Genomic DNA, 14,495 nt, shown 5'->3' on the forward strand with positions numbered 1-14,495 from the left:
AGAGGTGAGTTCTCTATAGCCATGTCTATTTAAGCCGTGAAAGAGTATGAATTAAAAAGAAACATACTCCTTTCGCTTATATTTATTGTTATTGATTGCTTAGACGGCACCTTGATCAATCATAGCATTGGCTACTTTACGGAAACCAGCAATATTGGCACCTAATACTAGGTTATGTGGTTGTCCAAATTCTTCAGCTGTTTGTGATGCACTTAAATAAATATTATGCATAATATTTCGGAGACGGCCGTCTACTTCTTCAAATGACCATTGCAACATACTAGCATTTTGAGACATTTCTAATTGGCTAGTAGCAACACCTCCGGCATTGGCTGCTTTGCCTGGACCATAAAGAATTTTGGCTTCAAGAAAGGCATGTACTGCTTCAGGGGTTGATGGCATATTTGCACCTTCAGCGACTAAGATACAACCATTTTTTAATAACTCTTTAGCATCAGCAAGATTTAATTCATTTTGAGTTGCGGAAGGAAATGCCAAGTCGCACTTGATTGACCATACTGGATTACGACCTTTTGGATAGTCTTTGACGGGAGTATATTTAGCATCTTTATGAATCTTAGCGTATTCTTCCAGAGATTCATTTTTACCTTGTTCTTTAAGTTGTTGTAATGTATTAAGGTTAATCCCTGTTTTATGGTAGATAAATCCTCTAGAGTCGCTACAACTGACAGGAGTAGCCCCCATTTCAATTAATTTTTTGATGGTATAAATCGCTACATTACCCGACCCAGAAACCACAGCTGTCTTACCTGCTAATTGATCATTACGGCTAGTTAGAAGACTATCTGCAAAATAAACAGCACCATATCCTGTTGCCTCTGTACGAGCTAATGATCCTCCCCAAGGGATTTTTTTACCAGTTAGTACGCCTTCATAACTACCAGTTAATCGCTTGTATTGACCATATAAATAACCAATTTCACGGCCACCGACTCCAATATCGCCAGCTGGAATATCAATGGTGTCGCCAATATGTCGATATAACTCTGTCATGAAAGACTGACAGAAACGCATAATCTCATTATCAGATTTGCCTTTTGGATCAAAATCAGAGCCACCTTTACCGCCACCAATAGGTAATCCAGTTAAGGAATTCTTGAAAATTTGTTCAAACCCTAAGAACTTGATAATACCGCTATTTACGCTAGGGTGAAAACGTAGCCCTCCTTTGTATGGGCCAATGGCTGAGCTGAACTGAACACGATAACCTTTATTTACTTGAATTTTACCTTTATCATCAATCCAAGTTACTCTGAATGTAATCATGCGTTCCGGTTCAACAATGCGTTGGATAATATTATGCTCGCTATACTTTTTTTCCTTTTTGAATAAAGGTTCTAGTGATTCTAAAACCTCTTCAACAGCTTGATAAAACTCTGGTTCTCCAGGGCTAGATTGTTGAATTCTGGACAAAGTATCTTTAATAAGCGACATGATAATAATTCCATACAGATGATTTGTTAATGAAGGATATTATCTTACCCGTATTTTTGTCATAAGAGTGAAAAAAAACCTCAATAGAGATAACTCCATCGAGATTGAAAACCTGCTGCTTAAATTTTTTTGATTGATTTTGACGTGCAGGTTTATGAGTAGAATAGAGACTAATCAATCACATCGCCTTATGAAAACCTGCACGCCGAAAATATGGCTCCATGTACAAATGAAAAAAGCCTCGATAGAGATAACTCTCCATCGAGGTTGAAAGCCTGCTACTAAATTTTTTTGATTGATTTTGACGAGCAGGTTTATGAGCCGAATAGAGACTAATCAGTCATGTCATCTTATGAAAACCTGCACGCCGAAAATATGGCTCCATGTACAAATGAAAAAAGCCTCGATAGAGATAACTCTCCATCGAGGTTGATTGACTAACAAACTTACAGTGTTTTATGCGTTAAGTTTTTGTAATAATTCAGCTTTTTTAGCATAATATTTTTTTAGATTTTTCTCTTTGACATGGCCGTAACCGCGAACTTCATCGGGTAGTTCCGCCAGTGCTATTGCAACATCTATATTATCAGTTGATAGTTTGTTTTCTAGCGTTGTCAAGAGATCCATATAGTCTTGAATTAAAGCACGCTCTGCACGACGTTCTTCGGTTTTGCCAAATATATCTAAACCAGTACCACGTAAACCCTTCATCTTAGTGAGAAGTTTAAAAGCGTTAAATACCCAAGGACCATAAGCTTTTTTCTGCAAATGTCCATCTGCTTTTTTCTTACTAAATGTTGGAGGAGCCATATGAACTAAGATTTCGTAATCTTTACCAGGTTCTCCAGCAAAGGTTTTACGCAATTGTTCCATATATTCTGGTCTTGTATAGAGTCGCGCCACTTCGTACTCATCTTTATATGCCATTACTTTTGCTAAATTTTTAGCAGCAGCATCTGTTAATGCATGATGACCTGTCCCTAGAACTTTCTCTTCGGTGGCTTTGATTGGTTCAATCGCTTTTAAAAACTTATCAGCGTAAGCAGCATTTTGATAATCTGTTAAATAGCTTGATAGACGTTTTAACAGAGCAGAGGTATTTTCTGTGAATGACACAGTTTTTTCCTCTTGAATACCTTGTGTTTTAAGGCTGTCATTGCCAAAATGAGCAAGGTAACGCCCCCAATAGAAAGCATCTAAGTTTTTCTCAACAGTGACACCATTGAGCTCAATAGCACGTTGAATCATCTCAAGACGTAGCGGTACTTTACCTTTTTGCCATACATAACCTAACAATAATGGATTGGCGTAAATAGCATCCCCTAATAAAGTAAACGCATAGAAGGAAGCATACGATAAAATCACATGACTCTATACCCACCACTTGGTGTAAATCTTGTTGTGTCGCGAGGGAAGGGAAGCGCCATTTTGGATTACCAAATAATTCAGCAGTAGGGGACTTTGCTGTATTTACGGTCAGCATAGGTTCGACCTTTTTGAACTTTAGAGGTAATTTCTTTAGATGTTGCTACAATAGAGTCACAGGCAATAATCAAATCTGCTTCACCTGTACCAATACGTGTTGCATATAAGTCATCTGGACGATTACCAATTTGAATATGACTAACAACAGCCCCTCCTTTTTGGGCAAGACCAGTAATATCCAAAATATTAACGCCTTTGCCTTCTAAGTGTGCCGCCATACCAAGTAAAGCTCCAATCGTGACTACACCAGTACCACCAACACCAGGCACTAGAATATTGTATGAACGATTAATTGACACAAACTCAGGTTGAGGAATATCTTTTTTATCTAGAGTGTTGCCTTGAGAGGTTGGTTTAATTAATTGAGCACCTTTAGCGGTCACAAAACTAGGGCAGAAGCCTTTTTGACAAGAAAAGTCTTTGTTACAGCTAGATTGGTTAATTTTACGTTTGATTCCCATCGGTGTTTCATGTGGTTCAATAGACAAGCAGTTTGATTGAACACCACAGTCACCACAGCCTTCACACACATCTTCGTTAATAAAGGTGCGTAGTGCAGGGTCAGGATAATCGCCACGTTTACGGCGACGACGTTTCTCTGTCGCACAGGTTTGAACATAAATAATTGCTGTTGTTCCTTCAATATCACGCAATTGACGTTGAACTTCATCTAAGTCATCACGATGACGAATTTCAGTTTCGCTGCGAATACCAAGTTTACGAATATTATCTGGTTCATCACTGACAATTACAATTTTGGTGATTCCTTCAGCCACTAATTGATCGTGAATTTGAGGCACAGTTAGTGTGCCGTCAATAGGCTGACCTCCTGTCATCGCTACTGCATCATTGTAGAGAATTTTGTAAGTGATATTGGCTTTGGCGGCGATAGAGGCACGAACCGCTAAGATACCAGAGTGGAAATACGTACCATCGCCCAGGTTTGCAAAAATGTGTTTTTCATCTGTAAAGTCTTTTTGCCCAATCCAGCCAACACCTTCTCCACCCATTTGTGAGAATGTATTAGTGTCCCTGTCCATCCAAATAGTCATATAGTGACAACCAATACCGGCTACAGCGCGAGACCCTTCAGGAACACGAGTTGACGTATTGTGCGGACAACCTGAACAGAACCATGGCTTGCGTTCAGTAATCACAGAAATATGTTTACTTTCTTTCTCTTTGCGATTGATGATTTCAATACGTGCGCGAATTCTCTCACGGACATCAGCAGGTAAGTCTTGTTTTTCTAGGCGTTTAGCAATTGCTTTTGCGATAACCGCAGAGGATAAATCAAGATTAGGGGGTAATAACCATGGACCTCTAGGCAAAGACCATTCACCACCACCATCTTCGCGTGCATCATACTTACCATAAATTTCAGGACGGACATCATCACGCCAGTTATAGAGTTGCTCTTTAATGGCATATTCCATGATTTGGCGTTTTTCTTCAACGACTAAAATTTCGTTTAAGCCTTCAGCAAATTCACGAGCCCCTTGTGACTCAAGAGGCCATACACAGCCAACTTTATACACACGGATACCAATATCGCTACAGGTTTGCTCATCAAGACCTAAATCAACTAAGGCTTGACGAACATCTAAATAGGCCTTGCCCGCTGTCATAATGCCAAATTTTGCCTTAGGCGAGTCGATTACAATCTTGTCTAACTTATTAGCACGTACATAGGCAAGCGCAGCATAGAGTTTATAATTATTCATGCGCTCTTCTTGCGCGGCTGGTGTATCAGGCCAACGAATATTTAGCCCACCTTCAGGTAACGTAAAGTTATCAGGAATAACTGATTTAACACGGTTTGGATTAACCTCAACAGAAGATGAAGATTCTACAACATCGGTTACGCATTTTAGACTAACCCATAGACCTGAATAACGACTCATGGCCCAACCGTGTAAACCATAGTCTAAATACTCTTGTACATTGGAGGGGTAAAGTACGGGAATACCTGCTGCTTGTAAATCATGTTCTGATTGGTAGGCGACAGTAGAAGATTTGGCGGCATGGTCATCACCAGCAATAAGTAGAACACCCCCAAATTTTGACGATCCGGCGTTATTGGCATGTTTGAAAACGTCCATAGAGCGGTCAAGACCAGGACCTTTACCATACCACATTCCAAATACACCATCACGATTAGCGCCTTGGAAAAGATTTAGCTGTTGTGAACCCCATACAGCAGTAGCAGCTAATTCCTCATTAAGGCCAGGCTGGAACACAATATCATGGGATTTCAAATGTTTTTTGGCTTTCCATAGGCTTAAATCCACATTGCCTAATGGTGAACCACGGTAACCAGAAATAAAGCCAGCCGTGTTTAAGCCAGCAGCCAAATCACGCTCTTTTTGTAAAAGAGGTAATCTCACTAGGGCTTGCGTACCACTCATAAATACACGTTTGTTGTTAGCTGTGTATTTATCATCCAGAGTCGTATTTTGAATCAGCTCTAGCTGTTCTTTAGTTAGGGGTGCATTCATCGGTTGTCTCCGCTAAATTTTATAGTGGTGATTTTTTGGTTTAGTTTAGCCTCTTTTTGTGTTATCGTAAAATTAATTATATTTCTATCAGGTATTAAAAAAACAAATGTCTAAAAATGTGACGTTAAAACAAATGCGGTATTTTGTCAGTGCTGCACGAGTAGGGCGATTCTCCATAGCTGCTTTGCATGAACATGTTTCTCAGTCAGCTATTACGAGTGCTGTACTAAGTCTTGAGGAGGAATTAGGAGTGTTGCTTTTTGATAGATTACAGCATGGAGTGAGTCTGACGGAAGCTGGACAAGCTTTTTATCGACATGCTGTCTTTATCTTGGACTCTGTCAAAGAAGCGATGACGCTCCCTGAGTTGAAAACAATTCATGGCGTGAGTGGTTGTATCAAAGTTGGAGCATCTTATACGATGCTTGGCTATTTTTTGCCCGAATTGATTGCACGCTTTAAAAAAGCGAATCCATTAGTCACAATAGATTTATACGATATGACATTAGATGAAATGGAGCGAGGATTACGCAGTGGAGAGATTGAGATAGCCATTGGTTCTATTTCCAACATACAAGAGCGTCACCATTATGAAACAGAACTGCTAATTCGATCAACGAGAAGACTCTGGTTATCTGCTACGCATCCTCTTGGTGAAAAAGAACAAGTCACGTTAGAGGATATCGCACCTTATCCTTACATCATGATTACTGTAGATAATGCATTGGAGTTTACGGAAAAATTTTGGAAGGAAGCAAATTTAACACCTAACTATGTCTTAAAAACTAGTTCTCTCGAATCGGTACGGGGGTTTGTAGGACAAGGGTTAGGTGTCACTATTTTATCGGATATGGTATATCGTTCTTGGTCGTTAGATGGTAAAAAAATCAATGCTATTAAAATTGCAAATGGCGTACCTGATTTAGAGGGTGGTGTTTTTTGGTTAAAAAATAAAAAATTAAGTAAAGCCTCTGAAGCGTTTAATCAGTTTTTGGCTTATGCTAGCGTAAAATAGTTATTATTTTTCCGTGTTATTGAAGAGCTTTAGGTATTGTTCAAGGTATTAAATTAAGGGTATAGATTATGTGGGTAATAGCGATTATATTGACTGTTATTTTATGGCTATTACTGGACAATATTTTAATTGCCGCTATATTAGCCATTTTTGTCGTCTATATGTATAGTTTACTGAGAGCTTTGTATAGTGCCAAAAAAGGACAGATGATAGAGGGTTCACCAATAGAATCACAACAAACACAGCTTACTCACGAACAGCCCCAAACAATAGTAGCTAATGCAGAGGGTAGACAACCATATTCTCAAGGTAATCAAGTCGATTTATCAAATGAATCAGAGCAAGTAGACTCTTCTTATATAGACTATGTAGAAGGAAAATTTGATTAAGTTTAAGAGAGGATAGAGGAAGAGGGGGAGGAAAAAATGAGGGTATGGTACTATTGGGGTGACCGATGGGGCTCGAACCCACGACAACCGGAATCACAATCCGGGACTCTACCAACTGAGCTACGGTCACCACAGTAAAGAAATAAAATTATATCGATGACTACTTCTTTAATCAAGTTTTTTGTTGTTTTTTTTACAAAAATATTCGTTAAGTATAATAAAAATCAATTTGATTAGTATCTCAACTATTATTTTGTAAACAGTCAAAATCTCAGCATAATTTTGACTGTTGTACTTAGAAAAATGAAGATTGCTGTTACATGTGAATAGTATTTGCTGTAATTACGTTATGCATTAATTTTTGGTAAACGACCAAAAATAACATAATTATCCAAGTATTGCCAAATTGTGCCTACTTCATTAAATCCAGCATGTCGTAAGGCGGCTATATGAAAATCTACGGAGCAATCTTCTCCACTGGTTTGGCGTTTGGTTTTTTTGGATGTATAAAATGCGTCACGACGCTCTTTAAGGGATGCTAATTGCGTAATTTGGCTAGCTCTCATCCACCAAGTATCCCAATCATCTTCACCGTTTGTTACGGCTTCTTGTTCAATTTGTTTTCGTATGGATAGTGACAATGAATTTAGCGTTGGCCAACGACTATCAAAACGCATATGATCGCCATTCATAAAAATACCTCCGGGCATGAGTAGTTCGCCAACCACTCCATAGAATTCGGCTAGAGCACCAGGGGAGAGCCAATGCAAGGCAGTGGTAGAAACAAGCGCAGATGGTTTGCCAACCTTTAATGTATTTGCTGCTTCTATTACTTTGTCACGCCAGATTTCATTAGATAAGTCAGCTTCTATAAGAATAGCTCTATCTGCATAGGGAGCTAATGATACTTTTGCCATTTCAAGTAACATCACATCAGCATCAATAGCAATGACTTTAGCCTCAGGAAATCGCTCTAATAATCGACAACTAAGTGAACCAGGTCCGCAAGCGGCATCAATGACGGTAAAATTATTTCCCAAAGTAGTGCCTAATATATCAAACATTATATTAAAACGTTCTTCTCTTTGTTTAATATAACCTTCTTGTTGACGATCCCAGCGAGCAAGTAGCTGAAGAATTTCATTATTAGATGGCATAAATTTTCCTTTAACTGTATAAAAATAAATTTAACTATTGCGCTGATTCCATCGCGCTAGTTTAACATCAAAATGGGGTGGAGCATTTTGCGCAATTTGTACAAATTGTCCTCTGACATTAAAAACTTTCTCTAAGAGACCTGATTCTGATAGTTTTTGAGGTGATCCTGTAAATACTAGATTTCCATGATGAAGTAATGATATTCGGTCACAAATAGCCATAGCATGGTTAAGATCATGAATTGTAATGATAATTCCTACGCCTTTTTCTCGGCTTAATCGATAAGCAAGATCAAGAACTTCGATCTGATAGCCAATATCCAAAAATGAAGTAGGCTCATCTAACAACAGTATTTTAGCTTCTTGTGCCAGTGCAGCAGAAATCCATACTCTCTGGCGTTCACCGCCTGATAATTCACACAGATTTTTATTTGCAAAGTTAGCTAGACTAGTACTTTCTAATGCCCATGCAATGGTCTCTTCATCTTTGAGGCTGTAGCGTCGAAATAGCCCTACATGAGCAAAACGCCCTTGTCTAACCAATTGCTGTACGGTCATTTCATCTGGTGCTATCGGTTGCTGAGGTAAAAAGGCAAGGTGGCGAGCTATTTCCCGACGCGACATGCTTTTTATCGTTTTTTCATTTAGTATCACACTTCCTTCAGTAGGTAAAAGCAATCCTGCCATAGCTTGTAAAGCAGTACTTTTACCAGAACCGTTTGGACCGATAAGCACATGTATTTCTCCGGGATTTAGCTCAAAATCAAATTGATTAAGTGCCTTGTGTAAACCATAGGAGACTGATAATTGTTTGCAAGAAAGTAACATGGTATCCTCAAATCGTACGGCGTAATAATGTAATTAATAAAGGTACACCGCACAGTGCTGTGACAACCCCGATAGGAATTTCAAAATCCTGCCCGACCATACGTCCGATTAAATCACTAAAGGTGACAATAATAATTCCCGATACAATACTTAGTGGCAAAACTAAAGATAAATGACGACCAGCAATAAAACGTGCTAAATGAGGCGCAATTAGACCTACAAAAATGATTGGTCCTACTACACCTACGGCACTAGCAGCAAGACTACAAGCGAGTATTAATGCAAATGAAAAATGCCGTTTATAGGATAAACCAAAAGATTGTGCTACAGTTGTTTCAAAGTGTAGTAGATTTAGTGGGCGAGACAATAGAGGTAAACTAAGTAACCCAAATACTGTAAAAGGTAATAAAAATAAAACATGTTGCCAACTACGAGCATAAAGTGATCCCGATAGCCATTCGAGTACAACCTCAATCCGATGAGATCCCCAGCCAACCATCAATCCTAGCGCTATAGCATGAAGAATTGCTCCTATCGCAATACCACAAAGAGTAATTCGTAGAGGTCCCAATTCGCGTTGCAAAGCAAAAAAATAAATAATTACACCGGCTATTAGACCACCAATCATCCCTATTCCTGGTAGCCAAGCAATAGGCATTACCGGTTGAGATTCACTTACATTACCAGTGTAAACAGTAAATAATAGAAAAATAGTAATAGCTAGCGTAGCTCCTTGTGATATTCCCATAATTGATGGGTCAGCTAATAGATTTCTAGTGATAGTTTGTAAAATAAAACCTGCTACGGACAAATGCACACCTGCTAGCATACCTGTAATAATTCGTGGTAATCGAATATCCATAATAATTGACTGAGCAGTGCTAGAGCCTTGACCTGTAAAAGTCGCTAATATATCGCTTATGGGGATATCTACAACACCCAAAAATATCGCCAAAAAAATTGAAATAAGTGCTAAAACGGCCCAACCAACAATCAGTTTCCAAGATGTATATTGAGGTATGATATGTTCTTTAGTGCTTAGCATAGACTTCATTTCTTTGATCCTTTATTCAAAGAAAAGTTTGGCTTTTGTATCAAATAAATAAATACTGGCCCACCAATTAATGCCATGATGATACTGATAGGTAATTCTTGGGGGGCAGCAATAGAGCGTGCAATAATATCTGCTATTGTTGCTATTAAACCGCCCAAACTAGCTGCTAATATCACACTCCAACAGGGATCATCAGGTTGCAATAAGCGGACAATATGTGGTGTTGCTAGTCCAACAAAAGCAACTGGACCTGCAACTGGGACAACACCTGCAACTAAAATAACGGCTAAAACTAGAAAAATAGACTTCCAGAGATTGAGACGTAGTCCCATACTGCTAGCTGCCTCATCACTCAATACCATTAAGCTAAAAATACGTCGAGTCAACAATGCCCCACCAATGCCAATAGTCATCCAAGGTAACATGTAGGCTAGTTGTAACCAAGTTCGCCCTTGAAAACCTCCCGTTAACCAAAATAATAATGAAGAAGCTTGTGGACCAATTGAGATGAGTAAATAGGTAGTTATCGCATTGAAAAATAATGAGATACTAATGCCTGCTAATGCTAAATGTAAAGGACGCTTTAAATTACCACGAGTAATCCAAAAGACCATCAATGCGGCAGTAAGTCCTCCTAGAAGACCAATGAAAGAGTAAGAGCCAGATGATATTTTTGGAAAAAAGATATAGCAGGATACAATAGCTGCAACGGCTCCAGATGTTACGCCAGTCAATCCTGGTCCTGCTAATGGGTTGCGAGTCAATGTTTGTAATAAATAACCAGAGACTGCTAGACTGGCTCCTCCCATAAAAGCACAAATGCTCCGAGGCAAACGTAGCGTCCAAACAAAAATAGAATCAATTTTATTATCAGGAGAGAAAAGAGCGTTAATCATAGTATCCCATGTGAGTGGCCGTGCTCCAATCATTAACCCAATAAATATGACAGCAACGGCCGTACAGATAGAAGCTATTCCTATCACCATTGATCGTGATGTACGCATATTGATTGGAACAAAAGTTATTTATGAAGTTCTACAGGAATCATTTTTAGAGCTTCTGCTTTTACATCAATTTTAGGGAATATCTCTGGATAAAGATAATGGGCAGACTCTTTTAGCAATATTTCACGCGCAATTGGACCATTAGCTTCAGACCATTCATCCCCGGCATAAATTACACGCCCATTTTTTACTGCTGATAGTTGTTTCCAAATAGGATTATCCTCATGTGTTCGAACAGTATTACCCTTGTCATCTACTAGCCATTCTAATACTATGATAATGTCTGGATTCTTTTCTAATAAAGTCTCTAAACTGATATTTGAGGTGAAGCGGCCGTTAACTGGCATAGACCCCATAATATTCTTACCACCAAGAGCTGTCATAATAGATGCTGCTGTTTGTTCATCGTGAAAAGCCGAGTATGACCCAGCCCACATAATAACAAAGCTAGGATGTTTATCTTTGGGGACTTTTGTTAGGTAGTTAGCTAAATGCTGTTTAAATTCTTCATTAAGTTGTTTACCACGTTCTGGATAACCCATAATCTTGGCAACTTCAGCTACTTCTTTGTAGCTACCGTTTAGGAGTTCCATATTGTATGCAACATAAGGAGCAATCTTCTGTAATTGTTCTGCATTTGCAGCGGTATAACGTTTTATCGCAATAATAGTATCTGGTTTTGTTTCGGAGAGAAGTTCTAAATTTGGTCTGGCACGTTGACCTATTTTTTTTTATATTTTTAGTTAATCCTCCTAAAAAGTCAGGATCACGACCCGGAATCATATAGGTAGTAGCAACAGGTTTGATACCTAATGCTAAACCAACATCAACAGCTAAATACGAAATTGCTGCAATACGTTGTGGTTTAGCAGGGACTTCAACAGTAACATTGCGATCATCTGTAATTGATAGCGTGTTATTATTTTGCGACGCAACTGATGTAGAGACAAATATATTGGCTAAAGCAAAAATTAACAAAAACCTTTTGGAGTGAAGAAATTTCATATTAATAAGCCTTTTATAAATAATAAAGCAAATGATTATCATTTTTAATAATAATTATAAATGATAATAATTATTATTTCAAGATATTATTAAGATGGCTATTTAATTTAATAAGCAGCTAATATTCTTTTATAGGAAGCTAAGTTAATTGTTTATTATGAGGTTACTTTAGTGGAAAGGGAAATTATTTTATTTGTATATTGGAAGTTAATTTTAGAAAGAAAAGAGGTCTAGACAAAATGACGGATACCCACATAGTGGCAAAATGAGTTTGTGTCAGGGGGTATACAATAATATTTTGTAATAAGAAGATGGCGCCTCCAGCGAGAATCGAACTCACAACCTACCGCTTAGAAGGCGGTTGCTCTATCCAGTTGAGCTATGGAGACGCTAAGTCGGTAATTATACTGTATTTTTAAAATAATTTCTAAAAACAAACTTAATTAATATTCTTTTATAAAAAATGAAGACGTTTATTTAAGCTAAGTTTAGGGAAAAGCAATTTATTCTCAGTCTACTATTTAGAGAAGAATAATAACTCATTAATAGGCTCTCTTTATCTGCAAACTCTTGCCAGTAGCATTTGTGATGGTATTAATTTTTACATTTTCTTTATATCTTTGATTTTAATCTTGATGCCATTTTTATATTTATTTTGAAATAATAAGTTTCGTCCAATTTTATTGTTTTTAGGAGCATGAAATGCAATTATTGGCAGGATTGATGGCATTTGGCTTGTTCATCTATTTGATTTATGTATTGATATATACGGAGGATTTTTAATGAGTACCTCTTCAATATTATCGCTTATTGTATTTTTATTAATACTTTTTGCCCTGGCTTATCCATTGTCAGGTTTTATTGTAAGGAAAATGCAAGCACCTTTATCTACATCCGAACAGAAGTGGTTCAGTCGCTTGGGAATGCTATATAAGGATTCTTCTGGGAATACCTTTAGTGAAATGAATTGGAAACAATATGCATATGCAATTGTTCTTTTTAATGGAGTAGGTTTAATAACACTATTTGCTTTACAAATGTTACAAGGCTTCTTACCGTTAAATCCTGAAAGTTTTAAGGCACCGACCTGGCATTCAGCAATAAATACGGCTGTAAGTTTTGTGACCAATACTAATTGGCAAGGCTACAGTGGCGAATCCTCAATGAGTTATTTGACACAGTTGTTAGGTTTATCTTTGCAGAATTTTTTGTCAGCAGCAACCGGTATCGCTGTAGCATTTGCTTTAATTAGAGGGTTAATTAGTAAGGGTTCACAAGGCATTGGTAATGCATGGGTAGATTTATGGCGCAGTAATATTTATATTTTGCTTCCTATTTCTATCATAGTTGCTTTGTTATTAGTAAGTCAGGGAGTTATACAAACATTATCACCAAGCTTAGATTTTCTAAGTGTACAGGGTGATCATCAATCTATTCCTTTAGGACCTGTTGCTTCACAAGAGGCAATAAAAATGTTAGGCACAAACGGGGGGGGCTTTTTTAATGCCAACTCTGCGCATCCATTTGAAAACCCAACGGGATTATCAAACTTAATTGAAATGTTATCTATTTTCTTGATACCAACGGCATTAACTTTTTGCTTGGGCAAGATGAGTGGAGATCTACGTCATGGAATAGTGATTTTAGCCGCTATGACGGTGTTGTTTATAGGAATGTACTTATTGACACTAAGTAGTGAGTCAACAGGTAATACATGGCTTGCTCATCAAGTTCATGGATTGGTTGATCCATCAGTTAGTGGAAATATGGAGGGGAAAGAAACTCGTTTTGGGATAGTATCTTCAAGTTTATTTGCTACGGTGACTACAGCTGCTTCATGTGGAGCGGTTAATGCTATGCATGATTCATTTACTCCATTAGGTGGGTTAGTACCGATGCTTCAAATGCAATTAGGTGAAGTCATATTTGGTGGAGTGGGATCAGGATTGTATGGCATGTTGTTATTTGCCATTCTAGCTGTCTTTGTTTCAGGTTTAATGATAGGGCGTACGCCAGAATATTTAGGCAAAAAAATTGAGCCATTTGACATGAAAATGGTTGTTATAGGACTCCTAGTGTCACCTTTAGTTATTTTAAGTGGTACAGCACTTAGTGTTATTTTACAAGTGGGACAAGATGGGATTTTTAATTCATCAGCACATGGTTTTAGTGAAGTACTTTATGCGTTTAGTTCAGCGGCTAATAATAACGGATCGGCTTTTGCCGGCTTAGGCGCTAATACTCCTTTCTATAATTTAATGTTAGCTTTTGCAATGTTAGCAGGGCGTTTTGGGGTTATTTTGCCTGTTCTAGCATTGGCAGGTTCTCTGGGAAGAAAAAAACGCTTAACCGTCAATCTTGGTACCTTACCTACAAATACTCCGCTGTTTGTGATTTTGTTAATCGGTACTGTTCTATTGATGGGGGCATTGACTTTTATTCCAGCTTTATCCTTAGGTCCAATTATTGAACAAATCTGGATAAACCGTTAAAGAATTATTTAAAGGATTTTGTATGATGAAACCAGAAATAAAATCATTAACTAAAACTAAGAATGATAGTGAGTCTACTACTTTCAATACACATGGTAATGCAACAAAACAAA

11 protein-coding genes, 2 tRNA genes and 1 pseudogene are annotated in these 14,495 nt (G+C 37.9%); 4 read left to right on the forward strand and 10 right to left on the reverse strand.

Features of this window, described 5'->3' with window-relative positions; genetic code table 11:
• Positions 1 to 99: 99 nt before the first annotated feature.
• Together gdhA and V757_RS20460 are read right to left on the reverse strand one after the other, a co-directional pair.
• Positions 100 to 1,455, reverse strand: a complete 1,356-nt coding sequence (gene gdhA / locus V757_RS20455) for an NADP-specific glutamate dehydrogenase (RefSeq protein WP_023950584.1) — start codon at positions 1,453 to 1,455, stop codon at positions 100 to 102.
• A gap of 456 nt (positions 1,456 to 1,911) precedes the next feature.
• Positions 1,912 to 5,438: pseudogene (locus tag V757_RS20460) on the reverse strand (indolepyruvate ferredoxin oxidoreductase family protein).
• Between the two features lie 106 nt (positions 5,439 to 5,544).
• Between V757_RS20460 and V757_RS20465 the strand changes: the two are divergent.
• Both V757_RS20465 and V757_RS20470 read left to right on the forward strand, forming a co-directional pair.
• Entirely contained in the window at positions 5,545 to 6,453 is a 909-nt protein-coding gene (locus V757_RS20465; protein WP_023950586.1) for a LysR family transcriptional regulator, read from the forward strand.
• A 68-nt stretch (positions 6,454 to 6,521) separates the two neighbouring features.
• Complete coding sequence (locus V757_RS20470) at positions 6,522 to 6,842, forward strand: hypothetical protein (protein WP_023950588.1); 321 nt, start codon at positions 6,522 to 6,524, stop codon at positions 6,840 to 6,842.
• A gap of 54 nt (positions 6,843 to 6,896) precedes the next feature.
• Here the strand turns inward: V757_RS20470 and V757_RS20475 are convergent.
• From V757_RS20475 to V757_RS20505, 8 genes are all read right to left on the reverse strand, one after another.
• Positions 6,897 to 6,972 (reverse strand) — tRNA-His (locus V757_RS20475).
• 217 nt (positions 6,973 to 7,189) lie between these two features.
• On the reverse strand, positions 7,190 to 7,999 hold the full coding sequence (locus V757_RS20480) for a class I SAM-dependent methyltransferase (RefSeq protein WP_023950590.1): 810 nt from the start codon (positions 7,997 to 7,999) through the stop codon (positions 7,190 to 7,192).
• Between the two features lie 30 nt (positions 8,000 to 8,029).
• Positions 8,030 to 8,827, reverse strand: a complete 798-nt coding sequence (locus tag V757_RS20485) for an ABC transporter ATP-binding protein (RefSeq protein WP_023950591.1) — start codon at positions 8,825 to 8,827, stop codon at positions 8,030 to 8,032.
• Between the two features lie 7 nt (positions 8,828 to 8,834).
• A complete protein-coding gene (locus V757_RS20490; RefSeq protein WP_023950593.1) occupies positions 8,835 to 9,881 on the reverse strand; it encodes a FecCD family ABC transporter permease in 1,047 nt (348 codons plus the stop codon).
• A complete protein-coding gene (locus tag V757_RS20495; protein ID WP_023950595.1) occupies positions 9,878 to 10,885 on the reverse strand; it encodes a FecCD family ABC transporter permease in 1,008 nt (335 codons plus the stop codon). The genes V757_RS20490 and V757_RS20495 overlap by 4 nt, the downstream gene beginning before the upstream one ends.
• A gap of 17 nt (positions 10,886 to 10,902) precedes the next feature.
• Positions 10,903 to 11,553, reverse strand: a complete 651-nt coding sequence (locus tag V757_RS20500; RefSeq protein WP_315970375.1) for an ABC transporter substrate-binding protein — start codon at positions 11,551 to 11,553, stop codon at positions 10,903 to 10,905.
• Positions 11,459 to 11,890, reverse strand: coding sequence for an ABC transporter substrate-binding protein (locus V757_RS29230; RefSeq protein WP_245586981.1), 432 nt, complete (start codon positions 11,888 to 11,890; stop codon positions 11,459 to 11,461). Before V757_RS29230 ends, V757_RS20500 begins: the two co-directional genes overlap by 95 nt.
• A gap of 312 nt (positions 11,891 to 12,202) precedes the next feature.
• Positions 12,203 to 12,279: transfer RNA gene (locus tag V757_RS20505), tRNA-Arg, on the reverse strand.
• Positions 12,280 to 12,592: 313 nt separating this feature from the next.
• Between V757_RS20505 and kdpF the strand changes: the two genes are divergently transcribed.
• Together kdpF and kdpA are read left to right on the forward strand one after the other, a co-directional pair.
• Positions 12,593 to 12,673 (forward strand): K(+)-transporting ATPase subunit F, encoded by an 81-nt coding sequence (gene kdpF / locus V757_RS29945; RefSeq protein ID WP_071058186.1) that lies wholly within the window; start codon positions 12,593 to 12,595, stop codon positions 12,671 to 12,673.
• On the forward strand, positions 12,673 to 14,382 hold the full coding sequence (kdpA, locus tag V757_RS20510; protein WP_023950597.1) for a potassium-transporting ATPase subunit KdpA: 1,710 nt from the start codon (positions 12,673 to 12,675) through the stop codon (positions 14,380 to 14,382). Before kdpF ends, kdpA begins: the two co-directional genes overlap by 1 nt.
• Positions 14,383 to 14,495: the final 113 nt, after the last annotated feature.

Origin of the sequence: Pelistega indica, assembly GCF_000506865.1 — a bacterium.
Lineage (GTDB): Bacteria > Pseudomonadota > Gammaproteobacteria > Burkholderiales > Burkholderiaceae_B > Taylorella > Taylorella indica.